General features: G+C 63.8%; 17 protein-coding genes. 11 read left to right on the top strand and 6 right to left on the bottom strand.

The window, feature by feature from the left end; all coding sequences use genetic code 11:
* Positions 1-9: 9 nt before the first annotated feature.
* On the bottom strand, positions 10-960 hold the full coding sequence (locus ABI546_RS00720) for a LysR family transcriptional regulator (protein ID WP_348043098.1): 951 nt from the start codon (positions 958-960) through the stop codon (positions 10-12).
* A gap of 96 nt (positions 961-1,056) precedes the next feature.
* Positions 1,057-2,601 (bottom strand): YifB family Mg chelatase-like AAA ATPase, encoded by a 1,545-nt coding sequence (locus ABI546_RS00715; RefSeq protein ID WP_348043096.1) that lies wholly within the window; start codon positions 2,599-2,601, stop codon positions 1,057-1,059.
* Positions 2,602-3,126: 525 nt separating this feature from the next.
* Between ABI546_RS00715 and glnK the strand changes: the two genes are divergently transcribed.
* From glnK to ABI546_RS00675, 8 genes are all read left to right on the top strand, one after another.
* Positions 3,127-3,465: a P-II family nitrogen regulator gene (gene glnK / locus ABI546_RS00710; protein WP_077591625.1), complete on the top strand. Its 339-nt coding sequence runs from the start codon at positions 3,127-3,129 to the stop codon at positions 3,463-3,465.
* A gap of 28 nt (positions 3,466-3,493) precedes the next feature.
* Positions 3,494-5,038 carry an ammonium transporter gene (gene amt / locus ABI546_RS00705; protein ID WP_348043094.1) on the top strand — a complete coding sequence of 515 codons (1,545 nt, stop codon included), beginning with the start codon at positions 3,494-3,496 and terminating at the stop codon, positions 5,036-5,038.
* Between the two features lie 216 nt (positions 5,039-5,254).
* Entirely contained in the window at positions 5,255-6,181 is a 927-nt protein-coding gene (locus tag ABI546_RS00700) for an SMP-30/gluconolactonase/LRE family protein (protein ID WP_348043093.1), read from the top strand.
* Between the two features lie 95 nt (positions 6,182-6,276).
* Positions 6,277-7,362, top strand: coding sequence for a glycolate oxidase subunit GlcE (glcE, locus tag ABI546_RS00695; protein ID WP_348043092.1), 1,086 nt, complete (start codon positions 6,277-6,279; stop codon positions 7,360-7,362).
* A 7-nt stretch (positions 7,363-7,369) separates the two neighbouring features.
* Positions 7,370-8,608: a glycolate oxidase subunit GlcF gene (glcF, locus tag ABI546_RS00690; RefSeq protein WP_348043090.1), complete on the top strand. Its 1,239-nt coding sequence runs from the start codon at positions 7,370-7,372 to the stop codon at positions 8,606-8,608.
* Positions 8,609-8,855: 247 nt separating this feature from the next.
* The gene (locus tag ABI546_RS00685) at positions 8,856-9,239 is read left to right on the top strand and encodes a VOC family protein (RefSeq protein WP_348043088.1); all 384 of its coding nucleotides are present in this window, start codon (positions 8,856-8,858) and stop codon (positions 9,237-9,239) included.
* Positions 9,240-9,261: 22 nt separating this feature from the next.
* On the top strand, positions 9,262-9,783 hold the full coding sequence (locus ABI546_RS00680) for an EVE domain-containing protein (RefSeq protein WP_348043086.1): 522 nt from the start codon (positions 9,262-9,264) through the stop codon (positions 9,781-9,783).
* Between the two features lie 204 nt (positions 9,784-9,987).
* Complete coding sequence (locus ABI546_RS00675; protein WP_348043084.1) at positions 9,988-10,668, top strand: YafY family protein; 681 nt, start codon at positions 9,988-9,990, stop codon at positions 10,666-10,668.
* A 74-nt stretch (positions 10,669-10,742) separates the two neighbouring features.
* Here the strand turns inward: ABI546_RS00675 and ABI546_RS00670 are convergent, their stop codons facing one another.
* Genes ABI546_RS00670 through lplT form a run of 3 tightly spaced genes read right to left on the bottom strand, consistent with a single transcriptional unit; the run spans position 10,743 to position 13,524 of the window.
* On the bottom strand, positions 10,743-11,234 hold the full coding sequence (locus ABI546_RS00670) for a glutathione peroxidase (protein ID WP_348043082.1): 492 nt from the start codon (positions 11,232-11,234) through the stop codon (positions 10,743-10,745).
* 26 nt (positions 11,235-11,260) lie between these two features.
* The gene (locus ABI546_RS00665; RefSeq protein ID WP_348043080.1) at positions 11,261-12,244 is read right to left on the bottom strand and encodes a DMT family transporter; all 984 of its coding nucleotides are present in this window, start codon (positions 12,242-12,244) and stop codon (positions 11,261-11,263) included.
* Positions 12,244-13,524, bottom strand: coding sequence for a lysophospholipid transporter LplT (gene lplT / locus ABI546_RS00660; protein ID WP_348043078.1), 1,281 nt, complete (start codon positions 13,522-13,524; stop codon positions 12,244-12,246). The genes ABI546_RS00665 and lplT overlap by 1 nt, the downstream gene beginning before the upstream one ends.
* 198 nt (positions 13,525-13,722) lie before the next feature.
* Between lplT and alr the strand changes: the two genes are divergently transcribed.
* The 3 genes from alr to ABI546_RS00645 all read left to right on the top strand — a co-directional run bounded on the left by alr (position 13,723) and on the right by ABI546_RS00645 (position 15,953).
* On the top strand, positions 13,723-14,817 hold the full coding sequence (gene alr, locus ABI546_RS00655; protein WP_348043076.1) for an alanine racemase: 1,095 nt from the start codon (positions 13,723-13,725) through the stop codon (positions 14,815-14,817).
* 135 nt (positions 14,818-14,952) lie between these two features.
* Positions 14,953-15,426 (top strand): RDD family protein, encoded by a 474-nt coding sequence (locus ABI546_RS00650; RefSeq protein WP_348043074.1) that lies wholly within the window; start codon positions 14,953-14,955, stop codon positions 15,424-15,426.
* A gap of 59 nt (positions 15,427-15,485) precedes the next feature.
* Positions 15,486-15,953: a GNAT family N-acetyltransferase gene (locus ABI546_RS00645; RefSeq protein ID WP_348043072.1), complete on the top strand. Its 468-nt coding sequence runs from the start codon at positions 15,486-15,488 to the stop codon at positions 15,951-15,953.
* Between the two features lie 89 nt (positions 15,954-16,042).
* Here ABI546_RS00645 and ABI546_RS00640 read toward each other — a convergent pair whose 3' ends face one another.
* The gene (locus ABI546_RS00640) at positions 16,043-16,936 is read right to left on the bottom strand and encodes an NAD(P)-dependent oxidoreductase (protein WP_348043070.1); all 894 of its coding nucleotides are present in this window, start codon (positions 16,934-16,936) and stop codon (positions 16,043-16,045) included.
* Positions 16,937-16,964 lie beyond the last annotated feature (28 nt).

Here is a 16,964-nt window from a genome sequence, read left to right as displayed (position 1 = left end):
CGGCGCAAATTACTGCGGGCCGGCAGTGGCATCGCGAGCGATCCGCTGCGCCAGCAAGTCAACAAAAGCCCGCACTTTGGCCGGACGAAACCGGGCCGACGGAAACACGGCATGAATGCCCCCCGAAGGCAGCTTCCAAGGTGAGAGGACGCGAATAAGGCGACCGGCAGCGATGTCGTCGGCCACGGCATAGTCGGGTAGCACCGACAATCCACCGCCCTGAAGAACCGCTTCGCGAACTGCCAGCGTTGCATCAAGAAAGAGCCTTGGTTGAAGCGCGACCTCGCTGTGTTCAAGGCTGCTCTTTGCAAAGCGCCAGCGAGCCGGCTCTCGCAACGCGGTATTGGCCACAAAGGGCAGTGCACCCATCTCACCGGGATGGGTCAGACGATCGGTCTGCGTGCGCCAAGCCGGCGCCGCCACCAGCATTTGCTCGAACGTACCGATCTGGCGCGCCTGCAGCTGTGAGTCGGTGAGCCAGCCCACGCGAATGGCCAGCTCGACCTGTCCGGCCGTCAGGTCAAGCGACTGGTCGCTCAGGACCGCATCCACGGTGCACTGAGGGTGGCGGCCCATGAAGTCCGCAATGGCCGGTACGACCACACTGATCCCATAGTCGAGGGGTGCGGTCAGCCGCAGCATGCCCGAGGGCTCCGCAGACACATCGCCGAGTTCATCAAAGGCTTCTCCCGCCTCGCGCAGGATGAGCGTGCAGCGCTGGTAGAAAGCCCTTCCGGCGTCAGTCGGGTGCACCTTGCGAGTCGTTCGGGTCAGCAGGGCGGTCCGGAAGTCCTCTTCCAGCCGCCGCACCTGTTGACTGACCACGGCCTTGGTGATTCCCAGCCTGTCGGCAGCCGCAGTGAACGAGCCGGTTTCCACGACCGCCGCAAAGTAGGCCAGCCGCTTCAGATTTGCAAGATTGACGCCGCCGCTGTCTCGTCCATCGTTTGCTTTTTGCATCTGCTCGTTCACTTCTTCAATATTTGTCTGTCAATGAATGGCCGCGCCTGAATGCTTCATTCGACTACGGATTACGCAACGAGATGCCGTCAAAGGTCAATGGGCTGCTTTGAGGGCGCGGCGGTACTGCACGGCTTCCGCCACATGGCTCATCTGCACGCTCTGGGCGCCGGCGAGGTCGGCAATCGTCCGGGCCACCTTCAGGCAGCGATGGATGCTGCGGCCGGACCAGCCCAGCCGCGCTGCCGCAGTGTTCAGAAACTTCGCCGCCGCGTCGTCCAGCTGGCATTGCGCGTCAATGGCCTGGCCTTCCAGTGCCTGGTTGGTGGTGCCTTGCCGGGCAATGGCACGCTCGCGCGCCGCGGCAACCCGGGCTCTGATGACGGTGGTTGATTCGCCGGGTGGCGCGTTGACCAGCTCGTCGGCGGCGAGTGCGCCCACTTCCACATGCAGATCGATCCGGTCCAGCAGCGGGCCGCTGAGCTTGCCCTGATAGCGCGACACCTGCTCCGACGAGCAGCGGCAGGCGCGCAGGTTGGAGCCCAGGTAGCCGCACGGGCATGGGTTCATGGCCGCAACCAGCTGAAAGCGCGCTGGAAACTCTGCGCGTTGGGCTGCCCGCGAGATGGTGATGGTGCCGGACTCCAGTGGCTCTCTCAGCGCTTCGAGCGCGGCCCTTGGAAATTCAGGCAATTCATCCAGGAACAGGACGCCGCGGTGTGCGAGGGAAATCTCGCCAGGCCGCGGCGGTGAGCCACCGCCCACCAACGCAACTGCGCTGGCGGTGTGGTGCGGCGCGCAGGTCGGGCGAATCGACCATTTGTCGAGCGTGAAACGGCCACCCAGTGATGCCACCGCGGCGCTTTCCAGCGCCTCGTCGGTGGTCATGGGCGGCAAAAGACCGGCAAAGCGCTGTGCCAGCATGGATTTTCCGGAGCCTGGAGCCCCCACCATCAGCAAGCTGTGCCCGCCGGTGGCCGCAATCTCCAGGGCGCGACGGGCGGCTGCCTGGCCTTTGACGTCGGCCAGGTCCGGGTAGGGAGACTGCCCCGAGGGAACAATCGGCGTTACGCGGGACCAGCCTTCCAGCGCCTCGATGGGCGTATCACCCGGTAAAAACTGCCTCACCACGTCCAGCAAATGGTGCGCCCGAAAGATTTCAGCGCCGGGGACCAGCGCCGCTTCCTGGGCACTGGTCTCGGGCAAGACCAGTTTTGGCAGCTTCTGTGCAGCCGCCCGGGCGGGGCCTGCCAAAGCCAGGCTCATGGCAAGCGCGCCCCGTATGGGCCGCAGCTCGCCGCCCAGCGATAACTCGCCGGCGAACTCATACCCTTCAAGTTTGCGCGCGTCGATCTGGCCGCTGGCTGCCAGGATGCCGAGTGCAATGGGCAGATCAAAGCGCCCTGAATCCTTGGGCAGGTCGGCAGGCGCCAGATTGACCGTGATCCGCTTGTTGGCAGGAAATTCGAGCCCGGTATTCTGGATGGCGGAGCGCACGCGTTCGCGCGCTTCCTTGACCTCGGTCTCCGCCAGCCCGACCAGCGTAAAACTGGGCAAGCCATTGGCCAGATGCACTTCCACCTGGACGGGCTTTGCTTCCAGGCCCAACAGGGCGCGGCTATGCACTAAAGACAAGCTCATTTTGAATTTTTCTCCCTCACCAGTGGCGCACCATCGAAACCGAGATCATCTCGCCTTGCAGGTGCATGTTGACCAGACGAGTATCGCCTAGCAATCAGGCGGGTGCGGGGTGCCTCGCGTTCCTATGTCCGGCCCTGCCTCGACAGCCGCAAATACAGCGGCAGTCTTTGCTCCGACGGTCAGCCATTCGTCCCCAAACGGGCGCGCTGCCGATGCGATGCACTAAAGATAAGCCTGAATGCGTTGTTGCAGCGTTGTGCGCCAAAATTGTGCATGTATGTGCCCTTTATTGGTGCGAAAAAAGACAAGAGCTGAGATCGCCGCGCAGGGTTCAGCGTCAGACTGGTGGCCGAGACAACGCATCTTTGGCACGTTACCTGCTAAGAACCTCACGCAAGTTGCCAACCTTCAGAGCTTTCACGGAAGCTCTTTTCAGCAATGACTCGTACAAAAGCCGGGTATTCCGGCTGAGGTGGTGGTGCTTGGCGCTGCTGCTCCCTATTCATCCCTGGAGGAAACCTGAAAATGAAACTCGTAACGGCCATCATCAAACCGTTCAAGCTGGACGAAGTGCGTGAAGCGCTCTCCGGCATTGGCGTGCAAGGCATTACCGTGACTGAAGTCAAGGGCTTCGGCCGCCAGAAAGGCCACACCGAACTGTACCGCGGTGCCGAGTATGTCGTCGACTTCCTGCCCAAGGTCAAGATCGAGGCAGCAGTTTCCGACGAGCTTGTGGATCGCGTGATTGAAGCGGTTGAGGGCGCTGCCCGCACCGGCAAGATCGGCGACGGCAAAGTGTTTGTTTACAACCTCGAGCAGGTCGTGCGCATCCGCACCGGTGAAACCGGCAAGGAAGCGCTGTAAGGCTCAACCCAACGAAGAGAACATAAACATGAAAAAACTACTTGCCTCCCTGGTATTGGGATTGAGCCTGCTGACGACTGGCGCCGTGATGGCCCAGGCCCCAGCAGCAACGCCTGCCGCTTCGGCTGCAGAAGCCAAACCGGCTGAAGCTGCTGCTTCCGCTGCCGCGCCTGCAGCAGCAGTCGCACCCGCCGCTGCTGCTGCAGCCTCTGCACCGGCTGCCGCCGCGCCAGCACCTGTTCCCAACAAGGGCGATACCGGCTGGATGATGGTTTCCACCATCCTGGTGATCCTGATGACGATTCCAGGCTTGGCCCTGTTCTACGGCGGCTTGGTGCGCAGCAAGAACATGCTGTCGGTCCTGATGCAGGTCATGGTGACGTTCTCGATGATCGTCGTGCTGTGGTTCATCTATGGCTACAGCCTGGCTTTCACCGAAGGCAATGCCTTCTTCGGCGGCTTTGACCGGCTCTTCATGAAGGGCATCTGGGACAACGTCGCGGGCACCTTCGCCAATGGTGCCACCTTCAGCAAGGGTGTCGTGATTCCCGAGATCGTGTTCGCCGCCTTCCAGGCCACGTTCGCCGGTATCACCTGCGCACTGATCGTCGGCGCCTTTGCCGAGCGCATCAAGTTCTCCGCCGTGCTGCTGTTCATGGTGATCTGGTTCACTTTCAGCTATGCACCGATGGCGCACATGGTGTGGTTCTGGATGGGCCCCGACGCTTACACCGGCAAGGAAGTGGTCGACGCGATGAACGGCAAGGCCGGCTACATCTGGCAGATGGGCGCGCTTGATTTCGCAGGCGGCACGGTGGTGCACATCAACGCCGCTGTAGCGGGCCTCGTCGGCGCCTACATGGTCGGCAAGCGTATCGGCTACGGCAAGGAAGCCATGGCGCCTCACAGCCTGACGCTGACCATGGTCGGTGCAGCACTGCTGTGGGTGGGCTGGTTCGGTTTCAACGCCGGCTCTGCACTCGAAGCCAACGGCTTCGCAGCCCTGGCCTTCGTCAATACGCTGGGTGCTACCGCAGCCGCTGTGCTGGCATGGTGTGTTGGTGAAGCGCTGATGCGCGGCAAGGCTTCCATGCTGGGTGCTGCATCCGGCGCGGTGGCAGGCCTGGTGGCCATCACCCCCGCTGCCGGCAACGTCGGCATCGGCGGCGGCCTCATCATCGGTCTGCTGGCTGGTTTTGCCGGCCTCTGGGGTGTGAACGGCCTGAAGAAGCTGCTCGGCGCGGACGATTCACTCGACGTGTTCGGCGTGCACGGTGTGTGCGGTATCCTCGGCGCGTTGCTGACGGGCGTTTTCAACTCGCCAGCCTTGGGTGGCCCGAGCGCTGTTGCCGACTGGACCACCGTGGCCATGGTGACGCCAGAGGCGTACTCCATCGCCGCCCAGGTCTGGATCCAGGCCAAGGCTGTGCTGATCACCGTTGTGTGGTCGGGTGTGGTGTCCTTCATTGCCTACAAGATTGTTGACCTGACCATCGGTCTGCGCGTCAGCGAAGAAGACGAACGCGAAGGTCTGGACATCACCTCGCACGGCGAGACTGCCTACAACCGTTAATCGTCAGGTAGTACGGGCTGCTTTAGGGCAGCCCCCCTGACAAAGAATCTCCTTTGGATGTTCAGCCCGCCGGTGCAAGCCGGTGGGCTGTTTTTTTTCTGCACGCGCTTGGAGCTCATTCGCCTTTGGGCGCCGGATTGCGTCTGGAGCGGCCGCGCCGGACCGCCGGTGCTAACCTTGGGCATTCTTTATCCTGCATTTCAAGGAACGCACCGCATGACCTGGCAAACCGTTGTCACAGAGCCCAGCGAACTGGGTGAATCCCCGTTCTGGCATCCCGACGAGCAAATGCTGTATTGGGTTGACATTCCGGGCCGGGCCATTCACCGGTGCAATGTCTTCATGGGCACGGTGCAAAGCTGGGCCATGCCGTCGGAGCCCGGCAGCATCGCGCCGGCCCGTACACAAGGCCAGGGCAGCGGGCTGGTGATTGCGTTGCGCGACGGCATTTACCGCGTCCGTGAGTGGGGCGCCGAGCTCCAGCAGATCATGGGGGCCGGCCACGACACAGCGACCACGCGCTTTAACGATGGCAAGGCCGACCCCCGCGGGCGCTTTTGGGCCGGCACGATGTACGAACCGCGGGACAAATCGGTTGCCGAACTTTTTTCCATCGACTGCCGCAACAGCCTGGTGCCTGCGGTGGAACGCAAGGCGGGCGGCGCCATCATTGCCAACGGCCTGGCCTGGTCACCGGACGCGGCAACCGTGTACTGGACGGATACCCCCACGCACACCACCCATGCCTGGGACTGGGATGCCGACAGCAACGCCATGGCGAACCGCCGCGTTTTCCACCAGTGGCCGGGCAAACCTACTGGCTGGCAGTTCGGCATGCCTGGTTATGGCGGCCGGCCCGACGGCGCCGCGGTGGATGTGCAGGGCAATTACTGGGTCGCCATGTTTGAAGGCGCGCGCCTGCTCAAGCTGTCGCCTTCGGGCGAACTGCTGGCCGACATCGCGGTGCCGGCGCAATGCCCGACCATGCCCTGCTTCGGCGGTGACGATCTGTGTACGCTCTACGTCACCACGGCGCGCTACAACCGGCCGGCGGCCGAGCTGCAGGCGTACCCCGAGTCCGGCGCCGTGTTTTCCATGCGGGTGGACGTGCCGGGCCTCCCGGTCAACTTCTTCGAGGACTGAAGCGCGAAGCTGATCCGCCCTGCTGCAAAAAAACGAACAGCCGGCATGCAAAAAGATCAAACACCCATCAAAGGGAGCCGCGTACCATCGCGCACATGGCTTTAGAAACTGATGTGATCGCTTCGATGGCGGCCCGCGTGCAAAGCGCCACGGCCGCCGGCACGCAACTGCGCATCCGCGGCGGCGGCAGCAAAGACTTCTACGGGCAGTCCCTCGAGGGTGACATCCTGGACATGACGGCATATGCCGGTATCGTCAGCTACGAGCCCAGCGAACTCGTCGTTACCGTGCGTGCCGGCACCCCGCTGGCCGATCTGGAGGCGCTGCTCGCCGCGCAAGGCCAATGCCTGCCGTTTGAACCGCCGCATTTCAGTGCTGCGGGCGCGCGGGCCACGGTGGGCGGCATGGTCGCCAGCGGCCTGAACGGCCCGGCCCGCACAAGCGTGGGCGCCGTGCGCGACTACATGCTGGGCGTGGTGCTGCTCAACGGCAAGGGCGAGCGGCTCGTCTTCGGCGGCCAGGTGATGAAAAACGTGGCCGGCTACGACGTCTCGCGACTGATGGCCGGCTCACTCGGCACGCTGGGGGTGTTGCTTGAGGTCTCGCTCAAAGTGCTACCCGTCGCGCCGATGGAGGCCACACTGGTCTTCGACATGGGTGAGGCCGCCGCCCTGCAACAACTCAACCGCTGGGGCGCCATGCCCCTGCCCGTCAATGCCTCCTGCTGGCGGGAAGGCCGCTTGTGGGTGCGCCTGCGCGGCGCGAAGGCCGCTGTGGCCGCAGCGCAAAAAACCATGGGCGGAGACGTTTTAGACGGCGACGCGGCCCGCCATTGGACTGCGTTGCGCGAGCAAGCCCAGCCCTTCTTTGCATTGCAAGGCGATGAGTCGCTGTGGCGGCTCAGCGTGCCCGACACCACAGCGCCGCTCAACCTCGGAGAAACGCTGGTGGAGTGGGGCGGCGCGCAGCGTTGGGTCAAGCGTCCCGATGGCGATGCGGCGCTCATTCGTGAAGCGGCTGCGCAAGCCTCAGGCCATGCCACCTTGTTCCGCTCGGCTCACAAATCCGTTCCGGTGTTTTCCGCGCTCAAGCCGCCGCTGGACCGCATCCACCGCGAACTCAAAAAACAATTCGACCCGGCGGGCGTGTTTAACCCGCGCCGCATGTACGCGGACTTTTAAGCCAGCCATGCAAACCCACCTCGCCCCTGAATTCAAAAACAGCCCCGACGGCCTGGAGGCCGAAGCCATTTTGCGCAAATGCGTGCACTGCGGCTTTTGCACGGCAACTTGCCCCACCTACCAGTTGCTGGGCGATGAGCTTGACGGCCCGCGCGGCCGCATCTACCTCATCAAGCAGGTGCTGGAAGGCGAAGCGCCCACGCGCAAAACCCAGCTACACCTGGATCGGTGCCTCACCTGTCGCAACTGTGAAAGCACTTGCCCGAGCGGTGTGGAGTATGGGCACCTGGTGGACATCGGCCGCAAGCTGGTGGATGAGCGCGTGCCGCGGCCGGTCGGCGAGAAAGCCTTGCGCTGGGCCCTGAAGGAAGGGCTGCCTTCGTCGTTGTTCGCCCCCGCCATGAAAGCCGGCCAGGCCGTACGCAGCCTGCTGCCTGCGGCCCTCAAAAACAAGGTGCCGCAAAAGCAGGATGCGGGCGCCTGGCCACAGCGCACCCATGCGCGCAAGATGCTCATGCTCGAAGGCTGCGTGCAGCCGGCCATGATGCCCAACATCAATGCCGCCACGGCGCGCGTGCTGGACGCGGCCGGCATACAAACCGTCGTCGCGCCCAAGGCTGGCTGCTGCGGCGCGGTGAAGTTTCACCTCAACGACCACGAAGGCGGCAAGGCCGAGATGCGGCGCAACATCGATGCCTGGTGGCCGCATGTGGAAAGCGCAGCGCAAAGTAACGGCGTCGAGGCCATCGTCATGAACGCTTCGGGCTGCGGCGTCACCGTCAAGGAATACGGCCACATGCTCAAGGACGACCCGGCCTATGCGGCCAAGGCGGCCCGCATCAGTGACCTCACACGCGACCTCAGCGAGCTGATGCCCGAGCTGATTGGCGAGCTGCAGGGCAAGGTCAGCGCCAAGGGCGGTGCCATGGTGTTTCACCCGCCTTGCACCCTGCAGCATGGCCAGCAGTTGCGCGGCGGTGTGGAGACGCTCATGCGTGCGCTGGGCTTCGACGTGAAGTTGGCGGCCAGCGAATCGCACCTGTGCTGCGGATCAGCGGGCACCTACTCCGTGCTGCAACCCGACATCGCCTACCAGCTGCGCGACCGCAAGCTCGCCAACCTGCAGGCCGCTGCACCGCAAGCCATCATCTCGGCCAACATCGGCTGCATCACGCACCTGCAAAGCGGCACGGCCACACCGGTGCGGCACTGGATAGAAGTGCTGGACGACGCGTTGCAACCCTAAGCGCAACATGAAGCGCGCGGCCAGCCTGGGCCGCAGAGCCGGCTCCGCCATGCGCCGACGCAGTACCTCTTATCCTCACCAGCAGGGGCCGCGGGCCCGGCTTAGCGGGACCGCAGGCGCAGCGCCCCCTCGGGGGGAAGCGCATCACGCGAAGCGGGAAGCGTGGGGGCCAAATCGTCTGCTGACACCACGCTGTCAGTAGCAGGTCCGCATCATCAAGGCTTCTTTCACGCAACAGGAGCTTTCCATGAAAAACGCCATCAGCTGGTTTGAAATCCCCAGTACCCAGCTCGACAAGGCACAGGCCTTTTATGAAACCGTGCTCGCCTGCACACTGCGCCGCGAGCCCATGGGCCCTTCCGAGGGAGCTGTGTTTCCCTACGAAGGCGACGGCGATAACGCCGGCGTGGGCGGCGCCCTGATGGCGGGCCCCACCGCGCCAGCGCCAGCGGCAGGCGGCACACTGGTCTATCTGGATGCCTCGCCTTCGCTCGATGCAGCGCTGGCGCGCGTGGTCCAGGCCGGCGGCAAGATTGCTCTGTCCAGGCAGGCCTTGCCGCCTGGCATGGGCTTTTTTGCCCACATCACCGACCTGGACGGCAACCGCGTCGGCCTGCACGCGCTGAGCTGAGCTGAACGGCAGGGGATGACGTATGACGAAGAACTGGATTGCGGTGGCAAGCGCAGAGCATGCCCGGCGGGGCCGGGACAGCAAGCCGGGATTCATGCAGGGTTGCCACGGCAAATGCGCACCGCTCAAGCGCCTGCAGCCCGGCGACCGCATCGCCTACTACTCGCCGTCGCTCGCTTTCGGCGGGCAGGACAAGTTGCAGAAGTTCGTCTCGCTGGGTGTGGTGCGTGAGGGTGAGCCTTATGCCTTTGACATGGGTGGCGGCTTCGTGCCGTTTCGCCGTGACGTCGCTTATGTCCGTGCGCAGGAGGCGCCTATTTCGCCCTTGCTCGACGCGTTTGATTTTGTCGAAGACCGTCAGCGCTGGGGCTACAAGTTTCGCTTCGGCCTCTTCGAGGTCAGCGAGCATGACATCCTGCTGATTGCCCGCGCGATGCGCGCAGACCTGGCGGCGCTGTCGCTGGCCGGCGACCCGGTCTTGGCTGCCGGGAAGACAAGGCCGTTTGACGCAGCCGCTCCACGCCGACAAATGCTATTGATTTGATAGCTGCTTGCGTAGGTTTGTATTGGGCTGGGGCTGATATTGCTTAAACTCCGGTTGCCGCAGATACGTGTGAAGCTCCGGACGGACCTGCGGTACAGCTCAGTTACAGTGGATCGCCGTCATGGCATGGGATGACACGCGCGGCACGCGTGCCGCCCTTGTCGTTCCTGCCGCGGCTTTGCCGCTCTTATCCACCATCCAGCCATGCGCCGTGCAGACCGCCTTTTCCAACTCGTCCAGCTGATACGCGGCCGCCGGCTTAGCACGGCGAAATTCCTGGCCAAGCGGCTGGAGGTATCCGAGCGCACGATTTACCGCGATGTGGCCGACCTGCAGCACCAGGGCGTGCCGGTCGAAGGCGAAGCGGGTGTGGGGTATCGGCTCGGGTCGGGCTTTGACTTGCCACCGCTGATGTTTACGCAAGCGGAGGCCAACGCACTGGCCGCGTCGGTGCGGCTGGCCCAGGCCTGGCTGGACCCGGCCATGGCCGAGAGCGCGGAGACGGCCTGGAGCAAGATTTTTTCCGTATTGCCGCCAGCGGGGCGCACGGCGGCAGAGAACGTGCCGCTGTTTGCCGTGGTGATGAACCCCGATGAGGCAACGCAGCAAACGCTTCAGCGCTTGCGCGAGGCGGTGCATGCGCGCCGCAAGCTCGAGCTGCGTTACCGCGATGCCCAAGAGCGGGAAAGCCGCCGCGTGCTGTGGCCGCTGGGCTGCTTTTATTGGGGCAGTGTCTGGACGCTGGGAGCCTGGTGCGAAAGCCGGCAGGACTTTCGCAGCTTTCGCGTGGACCGCATGGCGGCGGTCAGCGTGCTGGATGAGCAGGTGGACCATGTGCCCGGCCGCACGCTGGCCGATTTTCTGCGGGCCGTCAAAGCAAAGTAAGCACAAGTTGCTATCGAATTAATAGCTGGTGGCGCACGTTCGACCTGCGCTACAGCCTCTTTTTGCCTTAAAAATCAGGCGGCAAGCGCCGCTTCAATATCTTTCGCAAGATCGGCCGGTTTGTCGGTGGGCGCATAACGCCGGATCACCTGGCCGTCCTTGCCGACCAGGAATTTGGTGAAGTTCCATTTGATGGACTTGCTGCCCAGCAGACCTGGTGCTTCGGCCGAAAGCCATTGGTACAGCGGGTGCGCATCGGCGCCGTTGACCTTGATCTTCGACATCATCGGAAAGCTCACGCCATAGTTGACCTGGCAGAACTGCTCAATTTCGCCGTCCTGTCCCGGGTCCTGGGAGCCAAACTGGTTGCACGGAAATCCCAGTACCGCCAGCCCTTTGCCTGCGTAAGCCTTGTGCAGCTCTTCCAGCCCGCCAAACTGCGGCGTGAAGCCGCAGGCGCTGGCGGTGTTGACGATCAGCAGCACCTTGCCGCGGAATTCGGACAGCGGGATGTCCTTGCCGTTGATCTGGCGTGCCTCGAAGTCGTAGACGGTGGAAGTGCTCATGGTGTCTCCTGTATTGCAGCGTGGATTCAGTGCGATTTTGCGCCTTCCGGCCCTTCGGCGGAGGCAGACGGCGACAAAGCCGCCAGAACCGCGGCCAGCACGATCAGGCTGCCGCCCGCCAGGATGCGCGGCGTGATGTCTGCGGCACCCAGCGCCGCGGCCGACAGGCTGGCAAACAGGATCTCGGTGAGCATGACGATGGAGGTTGTGCTGCTGGGCAGGCGCGCCGCCCCGTACTGCAAGCCCGCATTGCTGGCCATGAAGCCGACGCTGAGTGCCAGCACCACCGGGATGCCGGCCATCGCCAGCGCGGGCGCGGGCACCAGTGTCTGCGACATGCCCAGCAGCGCAGCGGCCGCAGCCATCAGCCCGCTGCCGCCGAACATGGCCAGCATGCGGGACTCGCTGGGTGTGTGCCGGTACTTGCGCAGCACGGCGTTGGTCACGGCAAAGCTGAAGCCGCCCATGATGGACAGCCAGTCGGCCCAGCCCTGGGGCACCGGCCAGGGTGAATCCGGTGACTTCAGCACAATCAGCACACCGGCCATGGCCAGCACCAGACGCAGCAGCGAAGCCGCTGAGGGCTTTTCGCCCAGCATGACCCAGGCCACCAGCACGGCCCAGGCGGGCATCAGGTAAAACAGCAGCACGACGCGCACCACGTCGCCGACGGTCACGGCCCAGTTGAAGCCGACATTGGTGAGGCCTGACGCGGCCGCCAGAAACCAGAGTTCGGGATGGGCAAAAAAGCCGCGCCAGGCCCGCGGCCGGACCAGCGTCAGCCCTATCACCACGATGAGGTAAACGAGGGCGGTGGCCCACAGCGGGTGCAGGCCATGGCCCTGCAGCTGGCGGAACGGCCACCAGGAGCAACCCCAGATAAAGGCATTGAGGACCAGGGCCGCAGCGGCCCCGGCGCCGTGGCGCTGCAAAGCGCTTGATTCACCCTGCGCCAATGGGGCGGGAGACGGAGACGGCCCCGCGTGGCTTGCCTTGTCGCGCGCCGGCATCAGTGTGATTGGTCGCTGCGGGCGATGTTCAGCAGGTGATCAACCTGCTCCTTGTGCTTGATGCAATTGCTTTTGTGCCAGCGCTGGATCAGCCACATGAAGCCCGCCACCACCACCCCAAAAGCGGTGATGGCGCCGAAGGCCGACAGGCCCATGCCGGTGGAAAGGCTGTAGAACGCGCCCAGGCTCAGGATGCAGGCCTGCTCGTTGAAGTTTTGCACGGCGATCGAGCGGCCCGCACCCATGAGGTTGTGTCCGCGATGCTGCAGCAGCGCATTCATGGGCACCACCAGAAAGCCGCCCAGGCCGCCCAGCAGGATCAGGAAGGGCGCAGCCACCCAGACATTGCCGATGAAATTCATCAAAATGACCAGCACGCCCATGGCAATGCCCAGCGGCATCACGCTGGTGGCCTGGTCCAGCCGCATGCGCATGGAGGCCAGCACGGCGCCGACAGCGGTGCCGATGGCGACCACGCCGACGAGAGAAGAGGCCTGCGTGGTGCTGTAACCCAGTGCGGCGGCGCTCCAGGCCAGCACGATGTAGCGCAGGTTGCCTGACACGCCCCAGAACAGGGTCGTGGTGGACAGGGAAATCTGCCCCAGCTTGTCGCGCCACAGCGCCGAGTTGCAGTTCCAGAAGTCGGGCAGCAGCTCGAGCTTGTTGCGCGGCATGGGCCGCATTTCCACGCCGGTGTCGGGAATGCGGGTGTTGAACCAGGCTGCAATGATGTACAGCGCGATCAGCACCGAGATGGCCGCTTCGGGGGGGGTATCGATGCCGGTGTCAAACACGGGAAGATCAAAAGACAGCAGAAAGCGGGACACCGTGTGCCCGACCAGCTGGCCCCCCAACAACACGCCCAGAATGATGGACGAGATCGTCAACCCTTCAATCCAGCCATTGGCCTTGACCAGCTGCGACGCGGGCAACAGCTCGGTCAGGATGCCGTATTTGGCTGGGGAATACGCCGCCGCCCCGAGCCCGACGATGGCATAGGCCAGCAGCGGATGGGAGCCAAACAGCATCATCAGGCAGCCAATGACCTTGATGGCATTGCTGACGAACATGACGTTGCCCTTGGGGCGCGCATCGGCAAAAGCGCCCACGAAGGGCGCCAGAATCACATAAAACAACGCAAACATGGGCACCAGTGCCGCTGGCTGCCATTTGGGCGCGCCACTGGTCTTGAGCAGCTCCACGGCGGCGACAAACAAGGCGTTATCAGCCAGCGAGCTGAAAAACTGGGCCGCCATGATGGTGTAAAAACCGCGCTTCATTAAACTGTTGTGATCACTTCATCAATGCATCAGTGGATCTGATGCGGCAGGATATGGGTGAATGTCTCCAGACGATTCCGGTTTATAGCATGGGGGCCGGTGCCAGAATCCCTAAAGACCCTCGATATGCCCTAGCGAATCGTGCTGAGCCCCCGCCGCCGTCCCGCCGTCCCGCCGTCAACCAACCCTCATTGCGTCATGCCACGTCCCATTCTTGCCACCGTCCACACCGCAGCGCTCGCCCACAATCTGGCCCGTGCCCGCACCGCCGCACCCGATGCACGGGTCTGGGCGGTCGTCAAGGCCAATGCCTACGGCCACGGCATCGAGCGCGTCTTTGACGCGCTGCGCAGTGCCGACGGTTTTGCGCTGCTGGACCTGGCCGAGGCGCAGCGCCTGCGCGCGCTCGACTGGCGCGGCCCCATCTTGCTGCTGGAGGGGTGTTTTGACGCGCGCGACCTTGAGCTGTGCTCCCGCCTGGGTCTGTGGCACACCATTCATTGCAACGAGCAGATCGACATGCTGGCCGCCCACAAGACGCAGCTGCCGCATCGCGTGTTCCTCAAGATGAACTCGGGCATGAACCGGCTCGGGTTTATCCCCGAGCGTTACCGTGCCGCCTGGACGCGCCTGAACGCGCTGCCGCAGGTCGAGGAAATCACGCTGATGACCCACTTCTCCGATGCTGACGGCCCCAAGGGGATTGCCGCGGCGCTCCAGGCGTTTGACGCCGTGACCCACGACCTGCCGGGAGAGCGCACCCTGAGCAACAGCGCGGCCAGCCTGCGCCACGGCGATGTGCTGGCCGGCCGCTCTGACTGGGTACGGCCCGGCATCCTGGTGTACGGCAGCGCGCCTGACTTTCCCGAGCACAGCGCGGCAGCATGGGATTTACAGCCCACGATGACCCTGTCGTCCAAAATCATCGGCGTGCAAGAGCTCAAGGCCGGCGACACGGTGGGTTACGGCTCCAGCTTCACCGCCGACGGTCCGCTGCGCATCGGCATCGTGGCTTGCGGCTATGCCGACGGCTACCCGCGCCACTGCAGCACCGGTACGCCGGTGTTGGTGGGCGGCGTGCGCACCCGCATGGTGGGGCGCGTCAGCATGGACATGATCACCGTCGACCTCACGCCAGTACCCGCTGCGAGCATTGGCTCGGAAGTCACGCTGTGGGGCCGTGCCTCAGGCGGCGCGGTGCTGTCGATCGATGAAGTGGCGCAAGCCGGTGGCACGGTGGGCTATGAGCTGATGTGCGCCGTGGCCCCGCGCGTTCCTTTTCAGGTCGAATGAAGAGCCTGTCGAACCGGCGCTCGGTGCGTTTGCTGGAAGGCCGCATCGAGCGTCAACTGCACCAGCGCCACAGCCCGGCATTGCACGGCGGCTCCGGGGCACATTAAAAACTTCGTCACCCAAGAAAGCACGCGCATGGAATCATCGAATGTGGAATACGCCGGTTTCTGGATACGGGTCTGGGCCTCCGTCATCGACACCGTCATCCTCGGCGTGCTGATCTATCCGGCGCTGACGGCGATTTATGGCGGTGAGTACTGGGACGGCACGGACTTCATCAAGGGGCCGGCCGATTTCCTGATCTCCTGGGTCCTGCCCGCCATGGCCGTGATGTGGTTCTGGATCGCGCGGCAGGCGACTCCCGGCAAGATGGCTGTCGGCGCCCGCATTGTCGACGCCAACACCGGCAACAACCCCGGCACCACGCAGCTGGTGGTCCGGTACCTGGGCTACTTTGTCGCGCTGATTCCGCTGGGCCTGGGCATCTTCTGGGTCGGCTTTGACGCGCGCAAGCAGGGCTGGCATGACAAGCTGGCGCGCACGGTGGTGGTGCGCAAGAGGCGAAGTGGCGTGCAGCCCATGAAACCCGACGAACAGTGGCCTGAGTGATCATCCCCACCCATCTACACATCCATACATCGACAGACATCGCATCACGCAGGGTCACCATGGCACCATCTCTTCCCGTCACCATACGCACCGTTCGCAGGGACGACTTCAATGCCTGGTTGCCGCTCTGGGCAGGCTACAACCAGTTCTACGGGCGCTTCGGCCCCACCGCCCTGGCAGATGACATCACGGCCATGACCTGGTCGCGCTTTTTTGATGCGTATGAACCGGTGCACGCACTGGTCGCCGAATCTGGGGGAGAGCTGGTGGGGTTGACCCACCATCTCTATCACCGCAGCACCACACGCATAGAGCCGGTCTGCTATTTGCAGGACTTGTTTACTGCTGAATCGGTACGCGGCCGGGGCGTGGGGAAGGCCTTGATTGAAGCGGTATATGAGCAGGCGCAAGCCGCCGGCTCGACGCGCGTGTATTGGCAGACCCACAAGACCAACGCCACGGCCATGCGGCTTTATGACCAGGTGGCCGAAAACCTGCGCGCGGAGGTCTACGCCAAGCCGCTGTAGGGGCTTTGGCGGCGCCGTCCCTATCGCGCCCCGTTTGGCCGTGATGATGGCTTCAAGGGCGGGCACTGGGCTCGCCGCTTTCGGCCGCCTTACTGCGGCGTGATTTTTGCGCCGGTGATCTTTTCCTGCGCCTTCACCAGCGCCGGCACGAATTCTTTGCCGTGTCCCAGTGCGCTGGCCGTGGCCAGGCTCTGGTGTACCGCTTCGCCGACGTAGGAGGGCACGTTCACCATCTCTGCAAGGTGGGTGTAGTAGCGCAAGTCCTTGCGCGCGTTGTCGAGTTCGAATTTGATGCCTGCGAAGTCGCCGCCCAGCGTCTTGGCCATGGCCTGGAAGAGGCCCGAGTTCACAGCGCCGGCGGAAATCACGTCGACCAGCTTTTGCGGCTCAATGCCGGCCAGTGCGCCCACCGCAAAGGCTTCGGCGGTGGCCGTGCAGATCGCCTGGCCGATGAAGTTGTTGAGCAGCTTGATCACATGGCCGGCGCTGGGGCCGCCCACATGGAAGATGTTTTCACAGTAGGCCGCCAGCACCGGGCGGATTTTGTCGAACACGGCCTGCTCGGCGCCCACCATGGTGTTGAGCTTGCCGAGCTCGGCCTCTACCGGCGTGCGCGCCAGTGGGGCATCGACCAGCGTGGCGCCATGCTGCGCGCACAAGGCAGCCAGACGGCGAGTGGACTCGGGCTCGCTGGTCGAGGTGTCAATCACGATCAGGCCGGACCTGGCTTTGGACAACACGCCGTTGGAGCCCAGCAAGGTTTCTTCCACCTGCGGTGAGCCGGTCACGCAGATGATCACGGCGTCGCAGGTGCCGAGTTCGGCCGGGCCGAACGCCTGTTTGGCGCCGGCGGCCAGCAGGTCGGCCACGCGCTCCTTGTTGCGGTGAATGGTCAGGCTCACCTGAAAGCCTTTGGCCTGCAGGTTGCGTGCAATGCCGTGCCCCATAAGACCCGATGCACCGATAACGCCGATATGTTTCATGTCGTCTCCTGAAAAAAGGTGAGTGAGA

The sequence above is a fragment of the Polaromonas sp. genome, from assembly GCF_039932935.1.
Lineage (GTDB): Bacteria > Pseudomonadota > Gammaproteobacteria > Burkholderiales > Burkholderiaceae_C > Polaromonas.
This window is presented reverse-complemented; position numbering and strand designations above follow the sequence as displayed.